This is a genomic window from Barrientosiimonas humi, from assembly GCF_006716095.1.
Lineage (GTDB): Bacteria > Actinomycetota > Actinomycetes > Actinomycetales > Dermatophilaceae > Barrientosiimonas > Barrientosiimonas humi.
On record NZ_VFOK01000001.1, the window covers coordinates 1,998,888 to 2,018,241 of the forward strand.

General features: G+C 72.9%; 14 protein-coding genes. 4 read left to right on the plus strand and 10 right to left on the minus strand.

Annotated elements, in window-relative coordinates:
• Positions 1-54: 54 nt before the first annotated feature.
• Entirely contained in the window at positions 55-1,566 is a 1,512-nt protein-coding gene (locus tag FB554_RS09345; RefSeq protein WP_236022355.1) for a helix-turn-helix domain-containing protein, read from the minus strand.
• A gap of 177 nt (positions 1,567-1,743) precedes the next feature.
• Between FB554_RS09345 and aceA the strand changes: the two genes are divergently transcribed.
• From aceA to FB554_RS09360, 3 genes are all read left to right on the plus strand, one after another.
• A complete protein-coding gene (aceA, locus tag FB554_RS09350) occupies positions 1,744-3,066 on the plus strand; it encodes an isocitrate lyase (RefSeq protein WP_142005709.1) in 1,323 nt (440 codons plus the stop codon).
• Between the two features lie 172 nt (positions 3,067-3,238).
• Positions 3,239-4,912 carry a malate synthase A gene (gene aceB / locus FB554_RS09355; RefSeq protein WP_142005710.1) on the plus strand — a complete coding sequence of 558 codons (1,674 nt, stop codon included), beginning with the start codon at positions 3,239-3,241 and terminating at the stop codon, positions 4,910-4,912.
• A 143-nt stretch (positions 4,913-5,055) separates the two neighbouring features.
• Positions 5,056-6,012, plus strand: coding sequence for a hypothetical protein (locus tag FB554_RS09360; RefSeq protein ID WP_142005711.1), 957 nt, complete (start codon positions 5,056-5,058; stop codon positions 6,010-6,012).
• A gap of 58 nt (positions 6,013-6,070) precedes the next feature.
• On the opposite strand, the gene FB554_RS17350 is transcribed toward FB554_RS09360, so the two are convergent.
• Genes FB554_RS17350 through FB554_RS09375 form a run of 3 tightly spaced genes read right to left on the minus strand, consistent with a single transcriptional unit; the run spans position 6,071 to position 9,935 of the window.
• Positions 6,071-7,216: a GNAT family N-acetyltransferase gene (locus FB554_RS17350; protein WP_236022356.1), complete on the minus strand. Its 1,146-nt coding sequence runs from the start codon at positions 7,214-7,216 to the stop codon at positions 6,071-6,073.
• Positions 7,217-7,226: 10 nt separating this feature from the next.
• The gene (locus FB554_RS09370; protein ID WP_211344568.1) at positions 7,227-8,330 is read right to left on the minus strand and encodes an amidohydrolase family protein; all 1,104 of its coding nucleotides are present in this window, start codon (positions 8,328-8,330) and stop codon (positions 7,227-7,229) included.
• Positions 8,331-8,387: 57 nt separating this feature from the next.
• Entirely contained in the window at positions 8,388-9,935 is a 1,548-nt protein-coding gene (locus FB554_RS09375; protein WP_170206833.1) for an acetolactate synthase large subunit, read from the minus strand.
• A gap of 117 nt (positions 9,936-10,052) precedes the next feature.
• Between FB554_RS09375 and FB554_RS09380 the strand changes: the two genes are divergently transcribed.
• The gene (locus FB554_RS09380) at positions 10,053-10,964 is read left to right on the plus strand and encodes a LysR family transcriptional regulator (protein WP_170206834.1); all 912 of its coding nucleotides are present in this window, start codon (positions 10,053-10,055) and stop codon (positions 10,962-10,964) included.
• Positions 10,965-10,998: 34 nt separating this feature from the next.
• Here FB554_RS09380 and FB554_RS09385 read toward each other — a convergent pair whose 3' ends face one another.
• The 6 genes from FB554_RS09385 to ftsY form a co-directional block, all read right to left on the minus strand.
• Positions 10,999-11,787 carry an alpha/beta fold hydrolase gene (locus FB554_RS09385; protein WP_142005714.1) on the minus strand — a complete coding sequence of 263 codons (789 nt, stop codon included), beginning with the start codon at positions 11,785-11,787 and terminating at the stop codon, positions 10,999-11,001.
• A 7-nt stretch (positions 11,788-11,794) separates the two neighbouring features.
• Positions 11,795-13,417 (minus strand): signal recognition particle protein, encoded by a 1,623-nt coding sequence (ffh, locus tag FB554_RS09390; RefSeq protein ID WP_142005715.1) that lies wholly within the window; start codon positions 13,415-13,417, stop codon positions 11,795-11,797.
• A gap of 34 nt (positions 13,418-13,451) precedes the next feature.
• Positions 13,452-15,839 carry a [protein-PII] uridylyltransferase gene (locus FB554_RS09395; RefSeq protein WP_142005716.1) on the minus strand — a complete coding sequence of 796 codons (2,388 nt, stop codon included), beginning with the start codon at positions 15,837-15,839 and terminating at the stop codon, positions 13,452-13,454.
• 15 nt (positions 15,840-15,854) lie between these two features.
• Positions 15,855-16,193, minus strand: coding sequence for a P-II family nitrogen regulator (locus FB554_RS09400; protein ID WP_142005717.1), 339 nt, complete (start codon positions 16,191-16,193; stop codon positions 15,855-15,857).
• Positions 16,190-17,581 (minus strand): ammonium transporter, encoded by a 1,392-nt coding sequence (locus FB554_RS09405; protein WP_142005718.1) that lies wholly within the window; start codon positions 17,579-17,581, stop codon positions 16,190-16,192. Before FB554_RS09405 ends, FB554_RS09400 begins: the two co-directional genes overlap by 4 nt.
• Before the next feature lie 268 nt (positions 17,582-17,849).
• Complete coding sequence (gene ftsY, locus FB554_RS09410; protein WP_142005719.1) at positions 17,850-19,352, minus strand: signal recognition particle-docking protein FtsY; 1,503 nt, start codon at positions 19,350-19,352, stop codon at positions 17,850-17,852.
• Positions 19,353-19,354: the final 2 nt, after the last annotated feature.

A 19,354-nucleotide genomic window follows, 5' to 3' on the forward strand; every position in this document is an offset into this window, starting at 1 on the left:
CGCGCCGGCCGTACGCCTGCCGCACCTCCGGCGTCTCGCCTCCGGCGTCGCGCCTCAGGCGGGCGCGTGCCGGTCGAGGAAGTCGTAGACCTCGGTGTCGTCGACGCCGGGGAACACCCCGGGCGGCATGGCGGCGAGCAGGTGGGAGTGGGCCCGGGCCGAGGGCCAGGCCTGCCCCTCCCACCGGTGCGACAGCGCGGCGGGCGGCTCGGCGCAGCAGCCGGGGTCGGGGCAGCGCGACTTCGAGCGCGAGGTCGTCTCGCGGCCACGCATCCACTTCACGTCCTGGTATCGCACGCCCACGTTGACCGCGAACAGCCCGTCGTGCGTGCGGTCGACGACCGCGGTGCACCAGTAGGTGCCGGTGCGGGTGTCGGTGTACTGCTGGTAGGCCTGCGACAGGTCAGGCTGCAGGAACACCTGCCGCGCGGTCCACTCGCGGCACACCCGCTGCCCCTCGATCGCGCCGCTGGCGTCGGTCGGGAAGTTGACCCCGTCGTTCTCGTAGGCCTTGTAGATCACCCCGTCGCGCGAGATGCGCATGAAGTGCACGGGGATGCCCAGGTGGTGGGTGGCCAGGTTGGTGAACCGGTGGGCCGCGGTCTCGTAGGACACCGCGAACGCGTCGCGCAGGTCCTCGATCGCGATGTCCTTGTCCTTCTTGGCCTGCTGCAGCTGCGCCACGGCGTCGCGCTCGGGGATCAGCAGCGCCGCCGCGAAGTAGTTGATCTCGACCCGCTGGGACAGGAAGTCGGCATAGCTCTCGGGGACCTCGTGCCCGAGCACCAGGTGCCCGAGCGCCTGCAGGGCCAGCGAGCGCGAGTCGTGCTGACCGGCCTCGGGCTGCGGCAGGTAGACGCGCTTGTTGCGCATGTCGGTGACGGTGCGGGTCGAGCCGGGCAGGTCGGAGATGTGCACCAGCTGGTATCCCAGGTGGCCGGCGAGCCGGTCGACCGAGGCGCGGCTGATCGGGCCCCCGGGGTGCTTGATCGCAGCCAGCAGCTCGCCGGCGGCGTCCTCGATCTCGCCGAAGTAGTTGTCGGCCGCGCGCATCCGCTCGCGCAGCTCGGCGTTCGCGAGCCGCGCGTGCTCGGGGGTCGCGGCCCGCTCGGCCTGCACCGCGGCCATCGCCTCGTGCATGCCGACCAGCGCCTCGAGCGCCTCCATCGGCAGCCGCGGCCCGATCTTCACCGCCGGCAGCCCCAGCTGCTGGTAGGACTCGGCCCGCTGCGCGCGCTCGAGCCGGATCTCCAGCGACGCGCGCCGGGTGGGCGGCGCGGTGGTGAGCAGGTCGGCGAGCGGGGTGTCGAGCGTCTCGGCCAGCGCGGTGAGCACCGACAGCCGCGGCTCGCGCTTGCCGGTCTCGATGAGCGACAGCGCCGAGGGTGACATGCCGACCTGCTCGGCGACGTCGCCCAGCGTGCGCCCGGCCTCGGTGCGCACGTGCCGCAGCCGCCGGCCGATGGTGAGCGCGTCGGGAGCCGCGGAACCCTTGGACTCCGGGGCCGTCTCGCGCCGGGGCCGGGTGAGGCGACCTTCGCGGGCGGGTGAAGAAGTCGTACTCATGACACCCATCATGCCTGGCGACCGGGCGAAAGCGCGAGCAAAACCCGTCAGTACGTCAAGATCGCCTGATCTTTACGTCTCCAGCGGGTGCACAACCGCTTCCGTGCTGCCCAGGATGGTTCACATCACACCGCAGGCGAGTCCGGCAGCCGCCGGAAACGAAAGGACGAGGGAGCCATGACCTCCACCGTGAACGAGTCGCAGCAGCTGAGCGAGCAGGGCCTGGACCCGCGCGCCACGCAGGCGGCCGAGATCCAGAAGGACTGGGACACCAACGAGCGTTGGAAGGGCGTCACGCGTGACTACACCGCCGACGACGTCGTCCGGCTCCGGGGCAGCGTCCAGGAGGAGTTCACCCTCGCCCGCCGCGGTGCCGAGCAGCTGTGGGACAAGCTGCACACCGAGGACTACGTCAACGCGCTCGGCGCGCTGACCGGCAACCAGGCCGTGCAGCAGGTCAAGGCGGGCCTGAAGGCCATCTACCTGTCGGGCTGGCAGGTCGCCGGTGACGCCAACCTCTCCGGCCAGACCTACCCCGACCAGTCGATCTACCCGGCCAACTCGGTGCCGAACGTGGTCCGCCGCATCAACAACGCGCTGCTGCGCGCCGACCAGATCGAGTTCTCCGAGGGCACCAAGAGCGTCGACGAGTGGGTCGTGCCGATCGTGGCCGACGCCGAGGCCGGCTTCGGTGGCGTGCTCAACGCCTACGAGCTGATGAAGTCGATGATCGCCGCCGGCGCCTCGGGCGTGCACTGGGAGGACCAGCTCGCCTCGGAGAAGAAGTGCGGCCACCTCGGTGGCAAGGTGCTCATCCCGACCCAGCAGCACGTGCGCACGCTCAACGCCGCGCGCCTGGCCGCCGACGTCTCCGACGTGCCGTCGCTGATCATCGCGCGCACCGACGCCGAGGCCGCGACGCTGATCACCACCGACGTCGACGAGCGCGACCAGCCGTTCATCACCGGCGAGCGCACCGCCGAGGGCTTCTACAAGGTCAAGAACGGCATCGAGCCGTGCATCGCGCGGGCCAAGGCCTACGCGCCGTACGCCGACCTCATCTGGATGGAGACCGGCACCCCCGACCTGGAGGTCGCCCGGCAGTTCGCGGAGGCGGTCAAGGCCGACTTCCCCGACCAGATGCTGGCGTACAACTGCTCGCCGTCGTTCAACTGGAAGAAGCACCTCGACGACGCCACGATCGCCAAGTTCCAGAACGAGCTCGGCGCGATGGGCTTCAAGTTCCAGTTCATCACCCTGGCCGGCTTCCACGCCCTGAACTACTCGATGTTCGACCTCGCTCAGGGCTACGCCCAGGAGCAGATGAAGGCCTACGTCGAGCTGCAGGAGCGCGAGTTCGCGAGCGAGGGCCGCGGCTACACCGCGACCAAGCACCAGCGCGAGGTCGGCGCCGGCTACTTCGACCTGGTCGCGACCGCGATCGACCCGAACAGCTCCACCACCGCGCTGAAGGACTCCACCGAGTCCAGCCAGTTCTGAGCCGGTTCGAGCCGGACGGCTCGAACCGGGCTCCGCGGAGGAGCTCTCCAACCACCCGGGTCCCGCTCTGGTCACCTGGCTCCGGCCAGAGCGGGGCCCGGGTTCCTCCCCTTTCATCCCCTCTTCTTCTTCATCCATGCAGCACCGGACGTCCCGCGAAGGAGGACGTGTCATGACCACCACCACCCGCGGCACCATGCATCCGCGATTCGACGAGATCCTGACCCCCGAGGCGATCGCGTTCGTCGCCAAGCTCGACTCGGCCTTCGCCGGCCGCCGCGCCGAGCTGCTGCAGACCCGACGTGACCGCGCCCGCCGGATCAGCGCCGGCGAGAACCTCGACTTCCGCTCCGACACCCGCCACATCCGGGCCGACGCCAGCTGGTCGGTGGCCGCGCCCGGCCCGGGCCTGCGCGACCGCCGCTGCGAGCTGATCTCGCCGGCGACCCGCTCGATGGGCGTGCACGCGCTCACCTCGGGGGCACAGGTGTGGATCGCCGACCTCGAGGACGCCACCGCCCCCTCGTGGGAGAACGTCATCTCGGCGCAGGTCAACCTCTACGACGCCGTGCGCGGCCGCCTGGACGAGACCCGCGAGGACGGCAGCACGATCACCGCCGAGGACAGCCCGACGACGATCGTCGTGCGCCCCCGCGGGATGCACCTGTGCGAGAAGCACATCAGCATCGACAGCCGGCCGATCTCGGCCAGCCTGCTGGACTTCGGCCTCTACTTCTTCCACAACGCCCAGGCGCTCATCGACGGCGGGCGCGGGCCGTACTTCTACCTGCCGAAGATCGAGTCGCACGAAGAGGCGCGGCTGTGGAACGACATCTTCGTGATGGCCCAGGAGGAGCTCGGCATCCGCCGCGGCACCATCCGCGCGACCGTGCTGGTCGAGACGATCACCGCGGCGTTCGAGATGGACGAGATCCTCTACGAGCTGCGCGAGCACGCCGCCGGGCTCAACGCGGGCCGCTGGGACTACATCTTCAGCTACATCCGCACCTTCGCCCACCGCGGTGACGAGTTCGTGCTGCCCGACCGCGACCACATCACGATGACCACGCCGTTCATGCGCGCCTACACCCAGCTGCTGGTGTCGACCTGCCACCAGCGCGGGGCGTACGCCATCGGCGGGCCGGCCGCGGCCAACCCGACCCGGCAGGACGACGAGCACCGGCACCGCGCGCTGGCGCTGGTGCGCGCGGAGAAGGAGCGCGAGGCGGCCGAGGGCTTCGACGGCTCGTGGGTGGCCCACCCGGCGGTCGTGCAGACCTGCCAGGAGGCGTACGCCACCGTGCTCGGCGACAACACCTGCCAGCGCGACTTCCGGCACGGCCCGATCACCGCGCAGGACCTGGTCTCGCTGGAGGGCGTGCCGCAGACGATCACGCTCGGCGGGGTGCGCACCAACGTGTCGGTGGCGCTGCGCTACCTCGCCTCGTGGGTCGAGGGCACCGGCGCCGTGGCGATCGAGAACCTCATGGAGGACGCCGCGACCGTCGAGATCTCCCGCGCCCAGCTGTGGCAGTGGCTGCACCACGGCTCGCAGCTGGCCGAGGGCCCGACCGTCACCCGCGCCCTGCTGGACCGGGTGATCGAGGAGGAGATGGCGGTGCTGACCCGCAACGCTCCCCCGGAGCGGGCGCGGCACTTCGAGCAGGCGCGCGACGTGCTGACCCAGACCGCGCTGGGCGACTACCTGCCCGGCTTCTTCACGCCGTACGCCTACGTCCGCTACCTCATCGACCGGCCGCTGCGCATGGACGGCCCGCTGTCGCCCGACGACCTGCGGCAGTCGGAGCAGGTCGCCACGCCCGTGACCAACGGGTCTGCGGCCTGAGCCGCGAGTACGCTGACCGGCGGTGATCCGGCCCGGCCCGCACCACGCGGGCCGGGCCGGTGCCGTACCCGGCTGATTTGCAGTCGGGAACGAAAGTGGGGGTCGTCGCGTCCGATCGGCACCCCGATCTCGAAGGAGCGATGATGTCCCCTCGTCCCAGCCGCACCTGCCGGTTGTCCCTGACCCTGTCGGCCGCCACTCTCGTCCTCGGCTCGCTCGCCGCGTGCTCCGAGGACGCCCCCTCCGTCTCGCAGCCGAGCTCGCCGGCCGGCGCGACCAGCTCGGCCCCCACCGCGAGCTCCCCGACGCCGTCGGCCGCGGCGCCCACCACCACCGAGGCGCCCACGAGCAGCACGAGCAGCACGAGCAGCATGAGCACTCCCCCGGCTGCGCCGTCGACCGCGCCCAGCCCCGCCAGCTCCACGGTCGCCGGGGAGCGCTCCGACGCGGTGAAGCTGTGCGGCGCCGACTCTTCCAAGGACGACAAGACCTGCGGCTCGACTGCCTCGACGGTCAAGGGCAGCGCGATCTACTGCTCGGCCGACCTGCCGAGCGACATGCGCGGCGACGTCGACGCCGTGCTCTACCGCAACGGGTCGGAGGTCTACTCCGCGTCGATCAACCGCCCGGGGGGCATGGGCTCGGTGATCGTGAACTACTCCGTCGGCAAGCTGCAGCTGCCCGCCGGTGACTACACCTGCGCGCTCAAGGGCGGGGGCAAGACGTACGTCAACAGCACCAAGGTCGACGGGCCCGACGGGCGCGCGACGCAGGGCATGGCCTGCGACGGGTCGACGATGTACTCCCAGTCGAACGTCACGCACTGCGAGTCCAACAGCTCGACGCTGTCCAGCCCCTCGTCGGTCGGCTGCAGCGCGATGGTCACCGACCTGAAGGGGCGTTCGGTCTCGGCCACGCTGGAGACGCCCGAGGGGCCGAAGAGCCTGAACCTGTCGAACAGCTTCCAGCTGGGCTCGGCCGTGGTCTACCTGCGCGCCCCCGCCACCGCCTTCCCCGGCGGGATCCCGAGCGGCGCCTACACCTGCACCTTCAAGGTCGACAACCAGGACGTGATCCGCATCCCGTTCACGGTGAGCTGACCCCGCAACCGCAGGAATGCGCGAGGCGTACCGGCATGCCGGTACGCCTCGCGGCCCCTCAGCCGCTGGTGGCGCGGGCGTGCAGGGCGACGGCGACCAGCGTGCGCGGGTCGACCTCGCGGGAGGTGTCGACGCGCACCGTGGCGGGCAGGTCGAGCGGGTGGTTCTGCTCGGCGAGCTCGGCCCACATGTCCTCCAGCCCGGCCTGCGGCCCGTGCACCGCGTGCCGCGCGCCGGCCTGCTCGCGCCCCTCGAAGCGCTCGCGGGCCAGCTCGACCGGCACGTCGCACCAGACCTGCAGCACCCGCGCGGGGTCGAGCCCGGCGTCGGCGAGCCCGTCCAGGACGTACGGCCGTGCGGGCGGTGCGAACCAGCTCTCGACCACGCCGCCCACCGGGGAATCGGCGAGCAGCCGCCACAGCGCGGCGTGGCAGCCGGCGCCGAGGCGGGAGGAGCGGCCGCCGAGGCGCTGCAGGTCGGCCGGCTCGAGCTGGTCGCCGAGCGCCTCCTTGAGGGTGTCCTTGCTGAGCAGCGGCACGGACAGCTCGGCGGCCAACCGGCGCGCGAGGGTGGTCTTGCCCGATCCGGGCAGCCCGTTGACGAGCGTCACGACCCGGGCCGGGCGGTGCGGCGGGTAGGCCTGCCCGCGCCACTCCTGCGCCGTGACCGCGTGCATGTCGTGGTCTCGCCAGGCGTGGTCGCCGGTGCTGTCGGCGAGCCACAGCATCTCGGGGATGCGGCCCTCGCGCCGGAAGCCGACCGCGCGCAGCACGCCGGCCGAGGCGACGTTGCCCGGCTGCACGTTGGCCTCGAGCCGGTGCAGCCCCATGCCGTGCGGCTCGGGCGCGAACGCCAGCTCGCACACCAGCCGCAGGCCCTCGGCGAACAGCCCGCGCCCGGCGTAGGGGTCGTAGGCGTCGTAGCCCATCGTCCCGTTCTGGAACCGGCCGCGCACCACGTTGCTGATGTTGACCTTGCCGACGATGCCGTGCGCGCCCTCGGGGTCGCGGGCGTGGATCACGAAGGTGCGGTGACCCAGGGTCTGGTTGCGCAGGTGCCGCTCGAGGTCGCTCGGGTCGACCGGGTTCCACCGGGCGAGGCGCTCGCGCGAGGCCTCGACGGCGTCGCGGTAGGGGCCGAGATCGGCCTCGGTGACGGTGGCGACACTGACGCGGTCACCGAGCGCGGACAACGGGCGAGGCACGCCTGAGAGTCTAGGGAGCCGCGGCCGCGCCCACCGGCCGGCCGCGCAGCACGACCTGCCGGGGCCGCTTGAGCTCAGTGAGGTCTTCGCGCGGATCCGACTGATACACAACCAGATCCGCGCTCTCGCCCTCCTCGAGCCCTGGCCGCCCGAGCCAGGCGCGAGCCGACCAGGTCGCCGCCCCGATCGCCTCGGTCGGTGACAGCCCGGCCGTGCCCAGCTCGATGACCTCGTCGGCCACCAGCCCGTGCGGCAGCTGCCCGCCGGCGTCGGTGCCGCAGAAGATCGGGACGCCGGCCTCGTGCGCGGCGGCGACGACGGCGTACCGCGTCTGGAAGAGGCGCTCCATGTGGTCGGCGTAGGTGGGGAACTTGGGCCGCCCCGCCTCGGCGAACGAGGGGAAGTTGGCGATGTTGACCAGCGTCGGCACGATGCCGATGCCACGGTCGGCGAAGGTCTGGATGCTGTCCTCCTGCAGCCCGGTCGCGTGCTCGATGCAGTCGATGCCGGCGTCGGCCAGGTCGCGCAGCGACTGCTCGCCGAAGCAGTGCGCGGTGACCCGGGCACCCTCCTCGTGCGCCGCGTCGATGGCCGGGCGCAGCGCCTCGGCCGGCCAGCAGACCCCGAGGTCGCCGGTCTCCCGGTCGATCCAGTCGCCGACGAGCTTGACCCAGCCGTCGCCGCGGCGGGCCTCGTGCCGCACGTACGCCACGAGGTCCTCCGGCTCGATCTCGTGCGCCAGCCCCTTGATGTAGCGCCGGGTCCGGGCGATGTGCCGACCGGCCCGGATCAGCCGGGGCATGTCGTCGCGCTCGTGCATCCAGGAGGTGTCGACCGGGCTGCCCGCGTCGCGCAGCAGCAGCGCGCCGGCGTCGCGGTCGGTGATCGCCTGGGGCTCGGCCTGGGTGTCGTCGATGCCGTGCTCGGGGTCCATGCCCACGTGGCAGTGCGCGTCGACCAGGCCGGGCAGCACCCACCCCTCGACCGTCTGCACCTCGTGGCCCGCTCCGGTGGGCCGCTCGAAGGTCACCCGGCCGTCGACGACCCACAGATCCGAGCGGATGTCGTCGACGCCGACCATGATCCGGCCACGCACGTGCAGCACGGTTGCCATGCGCGTCACCGTATCCGGCCGGCGCGCAGACCGGGTGCGCCCGCCGCGGCCGAGGCCTCAGACGTCGACCAGCACCAGGTGCGGCCCGGGCTCGGCGAAGGCGGTCGCGAGCGCCTGGTCCAGCTCGTCGCGGGTCGCGGCGGTCTCGACCGGCACGCCGTAGCCGGTGGCGATCTCGGCCCAGCCGACCGCAGGGTGCTCCGGGGAGGACAGTCGGATCGCACCCTGCGGACGGGGTCTGCCGTCCGCGCTGCGCAGCTCCTGGTGCCGCGGCTCGGCCGGTCGCGGCCGCGGGATGACCACGGTGACGTCGAGCTCCTCGCGCGCCACGGTCCACAGCGCCGGGGCGGTGTAGTGCGCGCCCGCCGGTGACTGCACGGCCAGCACCGACCGGTGCGGCGCAGCCAGCGCGGCGCCCACGGCGACGGGCAGGCCCTGACCGAGCGGCCCGCCCGGGGTGCTGAGCAGCGTGTGCGGCGCGGCCGTCGCGGAGGCCTCCGCAACGGCGTCGGCCCAGCGGTCGTCCTCCAGCGACAGCACCGCGTGCTGCGGCAGCCGCTCGGCGATGGTCTGCGCCGCCGTCGCGGTGTCCCACTCGCGGTGGCCGTCGGCGGCCGGCTGCGGGGCCAGCTGCAGCTGGTGGCGCGGCGGCGGCAACGCGTCGACGAGCCGGCCGAGGGCGTCGGCGCACGCGTCGACCGGGCCGCACAGCACGACCATCCGCTCGGCGGACGCACCCGGTGGCAGGCGCTCGGGCTCGGTGCAGACGCTGGCCGGCGGCGGCGCTCCCACGAGCACCACCAGATCCGCTCGGCGGAGCACGCGGTGTGCTCCCTCGGGCCCGGACGGCAAAAGAGGCAGGGTCGGCCGTCCGGACCCTCGTTCGGCGAGCGCCGGGGTGGCCTCCGCGTAGCACCGAACGCCAGGACGCCGACCCAGTCGTTCGAGATACGGCAAGGCCTCCGCCCGCAGGGCGTCGCCACCGACCAGCAGCACCACACGCCCGGCGGAGAAGATCCGCCGCGCGCAGTCGACCACCCGGTCCTCACCGACCGGGGCCCGGCGCACTCGCTCGGCGAGCACGACGGGAAGCTCTTCGGCCTCCGCCTCCTGGACGTCCACCGGGACGACGAGGGTGGCGGGGCAGCGACCCGACCGCGCGGCACCCACCGCGTCGATCAGGTCCCACCCGGCGTCGGCGACGCTCTGGGTCGTGGCGTGCCAGCCCGACACCGCCGCCGCGATCGCCTCGAGGGGGGCCGCACCGCGGGCGTCCCCCGCCGGCTGCGTCGTCGCGTGGTCACCCACGACGGACACGACCGAGGAGTACGCCCGGCGCGCGTGGTGCAGGTTCGGCGCGGCGTGCGCGAGCCCCGGCCCGCGCATCAGCACCATCGCGGGCCGGCGCGCCACGCGCGCATAGCCGTCCGCGACACCGGTGGCGACGCCCTCGCACAGAGCCAGCACCGGACGTACGCCGGGCTCGCGGACGAGGGAGCGCACGAGCGGCAGCTCGGCGGCTCCGGGGTGAGTGAGGCACAGCCGCACTCCCTCGTCGTGGGCGGCGCGGACCAGCAGGTCGGCACCGGTAAGGGTCATCTTCATCGCACCTATGAGTGTCGTCCTCACCCCCGCGTTCTGGAAAGCAGATGTTTCCGCTGGTTTCCATCGACTGCAGCGATGCCTGGTGCGCCGGGCCGCCGGACGCAGGATCATGCCAGGGTGAGCGAGGAGATCGGCTTCACGCTGATCCAGCTCGACCACTTCGTCGCGGTGGCCGAGTTCGGCAGCGTCAGCGGCGCCGCGCAGCAGCTGCACGTCTCGCAGTCGGCGCTGTCCGCGAGCGTGATGAAGCTCGAGCAGCACCTGGGCGTCCAGCTGCTCATCCGCAGCCCGTCGCGCCGGGTGACCCTCTCCCCCGACGGGCACGCCTTCCTCGCCGACGCGCGCAGCATGCTGCGCCAGGCCCGCGACGTGACCGCCGGCGCCCGCGCGGCAGGGTCGGCCGAGAGCGGCACCCTGTCGCTGGGCTGCTTCCTGCCGCTGGCACCCGTGTGCGTGCCGAAGGTGATGCACGAGCTGCGGCGGCGCGGGCTGGACATCCACCTCGACCTGATCGAGGGCGACGTGGACACGCTGCACCGCGCCGTCGTGACGGGCACCTGCGAGGTGGCCCTGAGCTATCTGCTCCGGCCGCTGACCGGCGTGGAGTTCGAGATCGTGCGCGACATGCGCTTCCACGCGATCGTCGCGGCGGGACACCCGCTGGCCGAGCGCGGCGAGGTCACCCTCGCGGAGCTGAGCCAGTTCCCGTGGATCCGGTTCAACATCCCCGAGTCGGTGCAGGTCATGGAGCTGCTGATGCTCGAGGCGGGCATCTCGGTCACCTCGTCGATGACCTCGACCAGCATCGCCACGATCCGCAGCCTGGTCGGCGCGTCCGACGGGTTCGCGCTGCTCACCATGCCCTGGGCCACCGAGCTCACCGCGGCCGGCGACCGGGTCGTGCGGCTGGAGATCTGCGACGCCGGGTCGCGGCTGAAGATGGGCCTGATCACCGCGCCGGGGCGCCACCCGAGCCGGCGCACCGAGCTGCTGAAGGAAGCGCTGCGCACCGCCGCCCTGAGCCTGTGACCCCCCGAGCGCCGCGCGCGCCGGCCTGCCTCGCTCAGCCGGCCGAGAGGAACTGCCGCATCGCCGCGGTGAAGATCGCCGGCTGCTCGGAGTGCAGCCAGTGCCCGGCGCCCTTGACCGTGATCAGCCGGGTGCGCGGGAAGTATCCGCGCATCGCGTCGCCGAACTCCGGTCGTACATAACGAGACTCGGCGCCCGCGAGCCACAGCACCGGCCCGTCGTACGTCCTCCCCGGCTCGATCTCGTCGGCCGGCCAGCCCGCGAGGTCGGCGAGCGAGTCGCCCAGCAGCTGCAGGTTCATCTGCCAGCGGAAACCGCCGTCGTCGTCGCGCCGCAGGTTCTGCAGCAGGAAGGCCCGGATGGTCGCCTCGGGGACGTACGGCGCCAGCAGCTCGTCCGCCTCGGCGCGACCGCTGAGCCGGTCCAGCGGCAGGGAACGCATGCCGGCGACGTAGTCCTCGAAGACGGTGCGCCCGCGATACGCGACCGGGGACATGTCGACCACGGTGAGCCGGTCGACCAGCTCGGGCCGACGCAGCGCGAGCAGCATCGCGGTCTTGGCCCCCATCGAGTGCCCGACCAGCGCCCACCGCTCGTCGCCGCCGACGCTCGCGAGCGCCTCGGCGACCTGGTCGGCCATGCCGACGTAGGAGAAGGAGGTCGACCAGGGCGAGCGGCCGTGGTCGGGCAGGTCGATCAGCGTGACGCGGTGGTCGGAGGCGAGCTCCTTGGCCATCTGGGTGAAGTTCTTGCCCTGCCCGAAAAGCCCGTGGCAGAAGGCAACTCGCGGCCCTGCCTCCCCGAGCGAGGTCGTGTGCAGCACCGCCGGGTCAGTCCTTGCGGTCGAGGAACTTCTCGAACCCCTTGGGCAGCTTCAGGTCGCTGAGGTCCTGCTCGCCCTGCTGGTCGCCGAGGTCGCCGAACGCGCTGCCCATCGCCGCGGCGCGGGCCCGCTCGGCCTTCTCGGCCGCCGCCTTCTCCTGCTGGGCGCGCTTGGCGGGGTTGCCGCTCTTGCCCTTCTTCTTGGGCTGCTGCTTGCCGCGCTTGGGGCCGCCGCCACCCGGGGCGCCGCCGGGCATCCCCGGCATGCCGGGCATCCCGCCACCGCCGCGGCGCATCTGACGCATCATCTTCTGCGCGCCCTGGAAGCGCTCGAGCAGCTGGTTGACCTCGGAGACGGTGACTCCGGAGCCCTTGGCGATGCGCGCCCGGCGCGAACCGTTGATCTGCTTGGGGTGGCTGCGCTCGAACGGGGTCATCGAGCGCACCATCGCCTCGACCCGGTCGAACTCCTTCTCGTCGAGCGCGTTGAGCTGGTCGCGCATCTGCCCCATGCCGGGCATCATCCCGAGCAGCGACTTCAGGTTGCCCATCTTCTTGATGGCCGCCATCTGCTCGAGGAAGTCGGTGAAGGTGAAGTCCTCCTCGGCCATGAACTTGCGGTGCATCTCGGCCGCCTGCTGGCGGTCGAAGGCCCGCTCGGCCTGCTCGATGAGGGTGAGCACGTCGCCCATGTCGAGGATGCGCGAGGCCATCCGGTCGGGGTGGAAGACCTCGATGTCCTTGACCTGCTCGCCGACCGAGGCGTACATGATCGGGCGGCCGGTGACCGAGGCGACCGAAAGGGCCGCACCACCGCGGGCGTCACCGTCGAGCTTGGACAGCACGACGCCGGTGAAGTCGACGCCGTCCTGGAACGCGTGGGCGGTGTCGACCGCGGCCTGACCGATCATCGCGTCGATGACGAACAGCACCTCGTCGGGCTGCACCGCGTCGCGGATGTCGCGCGCCTGCTCCATGAGGTTCTCGTCGACGGCGAGGCGACCGGCGGTGTCGATGATGACGATGTCGTAGCCGCGCAAGGTCGCCTGACCGACGCCGGCCCGGGCCACCGCGACCGGGTCGCCGAACGAGCGGGTGCCCTCGCCCGACTCGGTGACCGCGTCGTGCCCGCCCACGTTGCCGCGCTCGGGCGCGAAGCTCAGCACGCCGGCCCGGTCGGCGACGACCTCGAGCTGGGTGACGGCGTTGGGGCGCTGCAGGTCGGCCGCGACCAGCAGCGGGTAGTGCCCCTGGTCCTTGAGCAGCTTGCCGAGCTTGCCGGCGAAGGTCGTCTTTCCCGACCCCTGCAGGCCGGCGAGCATGATCACCGTCGGCGGCTTCTTGGCGAAGGTGAGCTGGCGGGTCTCGCCGCCGAGCACCCGGATCAGCTCGTCGTTGACGATCTTGACGACCTGCTGGCCGGGGTTCAGCGCCTGGCTGACCTCGGCGCCGAGGGCCCGCTCGCGGATGCCGCGGGTGAACTCCTTGACGACCGGGAGCGCGACGTCGGCGTCGAGCAGCGCCATCCGGATGTCGCGGATGGTGGCGTTGACGTCGGACTCGCTGAGACGCCCCTTGCCGCGCAGGTTCTTGAAGGTCGCGGTCAGGCGATCGGACAGGCTGGTGAACACGGGCCCCAGGTTAACTGCCGGTGCGGGTCTCGCCCTATCCGACGGCCCCCGGGCGGGTGCCGTCGCAGGCGTCGATCAGCGCCGCGATGGCCCGAGCCACCTGCGGCGGGTCGATCGTGAGCCCCTGGGCGCCGGTGACGTAGAACGTGTCGAGCGTCTGCCCGGCGTACGTCGCCACGTGCGCCGAGCGCACCACCAGCCCGAGCCGGGTCATGGTCAGGCCGATGTCGCGCAGCAGGCCGGGCCGGTCGGCGGCCCGCACCTCGATGACGGTGGCGTCGTCGGACGCGCCGGGCTCGACGGTCGCGCGCGTGGGGCGTACGTCCGCGGCCGGCTCTCCCGAGCCCTCGCCCTGCCGCCCGAGCCCGCGCAGCGGCCCCCGGTCGCCGCCGGCCAGCCGGCGCAGGTCGCGCGCGAGGTCGGCTGCGGCCGGCAGCTCGCCGGCGGGTGCCTCGACGTGCCAGACGTCGACCGCCGTCTCCTCCACGGTGCGCAGCCGGGCGGACCGCACGACCAGGCCGTGCGCGGCCAGCAGCCCCGCGGTGTCGGCGAACAGGCCCATCCGGTCGCGGTCGACGACCTCGACGCGGGCACCGCCCTCGACGGGCACGACCGCGACGTGCGCCTCCCCCACGAGCAGCCGCTCCATGACCTGCGGGGTGAGCAGCTCCTCGGCGCCGCCCGGCTCGGTGCGCAGGGCTCGCCGGCCGGCGAGGCTGTCGCGGGCGAGCGTGCTGAGGTCCTGGACCAGCCGGGCGCGCCAGCTGGTCCAGGCGCTGGGCCCGGCGGCGACGGCGTCGGCCTCGGTCAGTGCCCGCAGCTGCTCCAGCAGCTCGGGCCGCTCCTCGACCACCGCCACGAGCTCGCGCACGGTGCTCGGGTCCTGCGGGTCGCGTCGGGTGGCGAGGTCCACCAGAGCCAGGTGCTGGCGTACGAGCAGCTCGACGGCCGCGACGTCGTCGGGGCCGAAGCCCATCCGCCGGGCGATCGAGGCGGCGACGGGCGCGCCCTCGACCGCGTGGTCGTGCACGCCGGCGATCTTGCCGATGTCGTGCAGCAGCGCGGTGACGAGCAGCAGGTCCGGGCGGTCGACGTCGCGCCGGCGCGCGGCGGCCTCGACGACGGTCTCGACCAGGTGCCGGTCGACGGTGTGCCGGTGCACCGGGCTGCGCTGCGGGCGGCTCGAGACGGCCTTCCACTCCGGGATCCACTGCGCGATCACGCCGGCCAGGTCGAGGGCCTCCCACACCTGCACCAGCCCGGGTCCGCTCGCGAGCAGGTCGACGAACGCCGCCCGCTGCGCCTCGCTCCACGGCTGCGGGAGCGGCGCCAGGTCGCGGGTGAGGTTGCGCACCGTGACGGGCGCGAGCGGCAGGTTGCGCCGGGCCGCGGCCGCCGCCGCGCGCATCAGCAGCAGCTGGTCACCGGGCGGGGTGCGCCGGCCGAGCACGACCTCCCCGTCGTGCTCGAAGAGCCCGAAACCCAACGGCCGCAACGTCGGTCGACGCGGACCCACCCGCAGGGTGCGGGCGCGCTGGGCCTGCGAGGCGCGGCGCAGGGTGGAGTCGAGCGCGAACGCCACGCCGCGCGCCGAGCGCACGACCTCGGTGAGCAGCGCGTCGGCGTCGGGCAGCCCGAGCAGCGCGGCGGTGGCGTCCTGGTCCTCCCGAGCGAGCCGGTCGCGGCCCCGGCCGGTCACGACGTGCACGGCGTCGCGCACGTCGAGCAGCCGCTCGTACGCCTCGTCGACCGACCCGTGCGGGCGATCGGTCAGCCACGCGGCGGTCAGCGACCGCAGGATCGTCATGTCGCGCAGCCCTCCCCTGGCCTCCTTGAGGTCGGGCTCGAGCGCGGTCGTGAGGTCGCCGTGGCGGGCGTGCCGCAGCCCCACCTGCTCGACCAGCTCGGGCAGCCGCTTGCGGGCGTTGGACCGCCAGTCGTGCGCGACCGACTGCTGCACCGCAGCCGACAGCACGGGGTCGCCCGCGACGTGGGCGATGTCGAGCAGGCCCACCGCCGCGCCCAGGTCGTCGGCGGCGACCTTGCGCGACTCGGCGGGCGTGCGCACCGCGTGGTCCAGGCGCACGCCGGCGTCCCACAGGGGATACCAGACCGCGTCGGCCACGGTGTCGACCTGCTTGCCGCGCACGGTGCGGCCGTCGTGCAGCAGCACCAGGTCGTAGTCGCTGAGCGGGCCGGCGTCTCCCCGGGCGAGGCTGCCGACGGCGGCCAGGGCGACCCCGGACGTACGCCCTCCGAGCGCGGCCGTGCACGCCTCGTCGAACAGCCCGGCGGCGTGCCGCAGGCCGAAGCTGCTCACCCGGTCGCGGCGGTCGCGACCCGCGCCGGGACGCGTGAAGTCACGCGTCCCGGCGAGGTCGAGCCGGTCGGTGGGGCGGTGGCCGGTGCGCAGGTCGTCCATGTCAGCCCCGCCGCGTCACAGCGCCGACGCGCCGTGCTCGCCGGTGCGCACCCGGACGACGTCCTCGACGGGGACGGTCCAGACCTTCCCGTCGCCGATGCGCCCGGTCTGGCTGGCCTTGACGATCACGTCGACGACGCTGGAGGCGTCCATGTCGTCCACGATCACCTCCAGGCGCACCTTGGGGACCAGGTCGACGTCGTACTCCGCACCGCGATAGACCTCGCTGTGCCCGCGCTGGCGGCCGTAGCCGCTGGCCTCGCTCACGGTCATGCCCGCGATGCCGTAGGCCTCCAGCGCCTCCTTCACCTCGTCGAGCTTGAACGGCTTGATGATGGCGGTGACGAGCTTCATGCCGTGACCTCTTCCTCGTCGTGGTGACGGGCGCCGGCCGCTTCGCGGTCGGCCGGTGCGGTGGAGCGCCGCGGGATGCGGCTGCCGGCGCCGAACGAGGCGAGCTCGTAGGCCGACTCGGCGTGGACGGCCTGGTCGATGCCGGCGACCTCGTCGTCGGCGTGGATGCGCCAGCCCATCGTCTTGGCGAGCACGACACCGATGATCGCGGTGAGCACGCCGGTGTAGACCATGGCGATCAGCGCGACCGCGGTCTGGATGCCGAGCTGGCGCAGGCCGTGGCCGTAGAGCAGGCCGGTCTCCGAGCCGAGCAGGCCGATGGCGATCGTGCCCCACAGGCCGGCGACCAGGTGCACGCCGACGACGTCGAGCGAGTCGTCGTACCCCAGGCGGTACTTCAGCCCCACGGCCAGCGCGCACAGCCCGCCGGCGACGACGCCGAGCGCCAGCGACCCGACCGGGGTCAGCGCGGCGCAGGCCGGGGTGATGGCGACCAGACCGGCGACCACGCCCGAGGCGGCGCCGATCGAGGTGGCGTGCCCGTCGCGGATGCGCTCGACGGCGAGCCAGCCGAGCATCGCGGCGCAGGTCGCGGCGGTCGTGTTGACCCAGACCAGGCCGGCGGTGCCGTCGGCGGCCAGCTCCGACCCGGAGTTGAAGCCGAACCAGCCGAACCACAGCAGCCCGGCGCCGAGCATCGTGAGCGGCACGTTGTGCGGACGCATCGGGGTCTTGCCGAAGCCGAGCCGGCGGCCGGTGAGGATCGCGAGGACGAGGCCGGCCATACCGGCGTTGATGTGCACGACCGTGCCGCCGGCGAAGTCGATCGGGCCGTACGCCGCGTCGCCCTCTCCCCCGGCGAACCAGCCGTCGGCGCTGAGCACGCCGCCGCCCCACACCATGTGCGCGAGCGGGAAGTAGACCAGCGTCACGAAGACGCCCGCGAACACCAGCCAGGTGCTGAACTTCACGCGGTCCGAGAGGGATCCGCTGATCAGCGCGACGGTGAGCACGGCGAACGTGAGCTGGAAGGCGACGAAGACGACGGTGGGGATCCCGCTGGCCATCAGCGCGAACTCGCCGCCGGCGTCGTACATCACCTCACGCAGGCCGAAGTTGGTGAACGGGTTGGCGAAGAACCCGCCGACGTCGTTGCTGCCGAACGACATCGAGTAGCCCCACAGGACGTAGATGACGCCCACGAGCCCGAGGGCCCCGAACGACATCATCATCATGTTGAGGACGGACTTGGAACGGTTCATGCCGCCGTAGAACAGGGCGAGGGCCGGGGTCATCAGCAGCACGAGCGCGGCGCTGATCAGCATCCAGGCCGTGCTGCCGGTGTCCAGCGTCACCGAGTCGGCGGTGGCGAGGGCGAGGTTTCTCATGGGCCACCACGGTGGGCCCGCGCCGTTTCGCCTCCGCGCGCCTTGTGTTACGCCCGTGTTGCGATGCCGCGGATCGTGTTAACGACCTGCAACAGCGGCCGGCTGGTCCCGGATGGTGGGACGCGGGGCGTCAGGCGAGCCCGGCGTACGCCCTCGCGGACCACCGCCGCACCGTGCGCCCCAGCGCACCCCCCGCCGGACCACCGCCGACGCGTGACAGGCGAACCAGCCGACCCGGCCCGCTCGCCGGTCGCCGCTCGCTCGGCCCTCAGTCCAGGACGGCGTCGACGAACGCGGCCGGATCGAACGGCGCGAGGTCGTCGGGGCCCTCGCCGAGGCCGACGAGCTTGACCGGCACGCCGAGCTGGCGCTGCACCGCGACGACGATGCCGCCCTTGGCGGTTCCGTCGAGCTTGGTGAGCACCACGCCGGTGACGTCGACGGCCTGGCCGAAGACCTCGGCCTGGCGCACGCCGTTCTGGCCGGTGGTGGCGTCGATGACCAGCAGCACCTCGTCGATCGGGCTCTGCTTCTCGACGACGCGCTTGATCTTGGACAGCTCGTTCATCAGGTTGGCCTTGTTGTGCAGCCGGCCCGCGGTGTCGATGAGCACCACGTCGGCCTCGGCCTCGTTGCCGCCGCGCACCGCGTCGAAGGCGACGGCCGCGGGGTCGGCGCCCTCGCGGTCGGAGCGCACCGTCGGCACCCCGACCCGGGCGCCCCAGGTGTCGAGCTGGTCGGCGGCGGCCGCGCGGAAGGTGTCGGCGGCGCCGAGCACGACGTCCTTGTCCTCGGCCACGAGCACGCGGGCGAGCTTGCCGACGGTGGTGGTCTTGCCGGTTCCGTTCACGCCGACGACGAGCACCACGGCGGGGCGCCCCTCGACCCGGCTCGCGGCGATGCGGCGGTCCATGGTCGGGTCGACCTGCTTGAGCAGCTCCTCGTGCAGCCAGCCGCGCACGGTCTCCTCGTCGACCGTGCCCGCGACCTTGGCGCGGGTCTTGAGCGCGTCGACGACCTCGGTGGTCGCCTCGACGCCCAGGTCGGCCGCGAGCAGGGTGTCCTCGACCTCTTCCCAGGCCTCCTCGTTGAGCTTGCCGCCGGCGAGCAGGTTGAGCAGCGCCTTGCCGAGCGCGGAGTTGGAGCGCGAGAGCCGCTCACGCAGCCGCACCATGCGTCCGCGGGCCGACTCCGGGCGCTCAAGGTCGGGAGCCTCCTCGGGCTCGACCAGCTCGTCACCGACGAGGGTGTCGTCAGGGCGGTCGACGGTCGAGACGTCGGGGTCGCCGGTCTTGGCGGTGGGTACGTCGGTGGTCGCCTCGGGCTGCTCGGCCACCTCGGGGGTGACGCTGGGCTCGGTGGCGTCGGGCCGGGTGTCGCCCGGCGCGGGTGTGCCCTGGTCCGTGGGGGTCGTGCCGGCGCTGCCCGGAGTGGTCGTGCCGGTCGCCCCGGACGCGGGCCGGTCGATCGTGCCGGCCCCGGCGCCGCCCTTGCCGGTCGCGCCCGTGCCGCTGGTGTCGATCTTGACGCCGGCACCCGGCTTGTAGGTGTTCTTCTTCGGCGGCTTGCGCTCGATCGTGCTGGTGCCCGTGCCGCCGCCCCCGTCACCGGAGGCGCCCGCACCGGGGGTGCCGGTCGTGCTGGTGTCGTCCTGCTTCGGCGGCAGGTCCTTGGTGCGTCCGCCCTTGCCGCGGAAGAACCCGACGACGAGCAGAAGTCCCGCGACAGCCGCCGCGGTGATGACGAGCAGAATCTCCCAGAACTGATCCACGG

Coding starts and splice junctions, on each gene's coding strand:
- FB554_RS09405 (WP_142005718.1), bottom strand. CDS start 17,581: ATGAGAAACCTCGCCCTCGCCACCGCCGACTCGGTGACGCTGGACACC.
- aceA (WP_142005709.1), top strand. CDS start 1,744: ATGACCTCCACCGTGAACGAGTCGCAGCAGCTGAGCGAGCAGGGCCTG.
- FB554_RS09375 (WP_170206833.1), bottom strand. CDS start 9,935: ATGAAGATGACCCTTACCGGTGCCGACCTGCTGGTCCGCGCCGCCCAC.
- aceB (WP_142005710.1), top strand. CDS start 3,239: ATGACCACCACCACCCGCGGCACCATGCATCCGCGATTCGACGAGATC.
- FB554_RS09360 (WP_142005711.1), top strand. CDS start 5,056: ATGTCCCCTCGTCCCAGCCGCACCTGCCGGTTGTCCCTGACCCTGTCG.
- FB554_RS09400 (WP_142005717.1), bottom strand. CDS start 16,193: ATGAAGCTCGTCACCGCCATCATCAAGCCGTTCAAGCTCGACGAGGTG.
- FB554_RS09345 (WP_236022355.1), bottom strand. CDS start 1,566: ATGAGTACGACTTCTTCACCCGCCCGCGAAGGTCGCCTCACCCGGCCC.
- FB554_RS09370 (WP_211344568.1), bottom strand. CDS start 8,330: ATGGCAACCGTGCTGCACGTGCGTGGCCGGATCATGGTCGGCGTCGAC.
- FB554_RS09395 (WP_142005716.1), bottom strand. CDS start 15,839: ATGGACGACCTGCGCACCGGCCACCGCCCCACCGACCGGCTCGACCTC.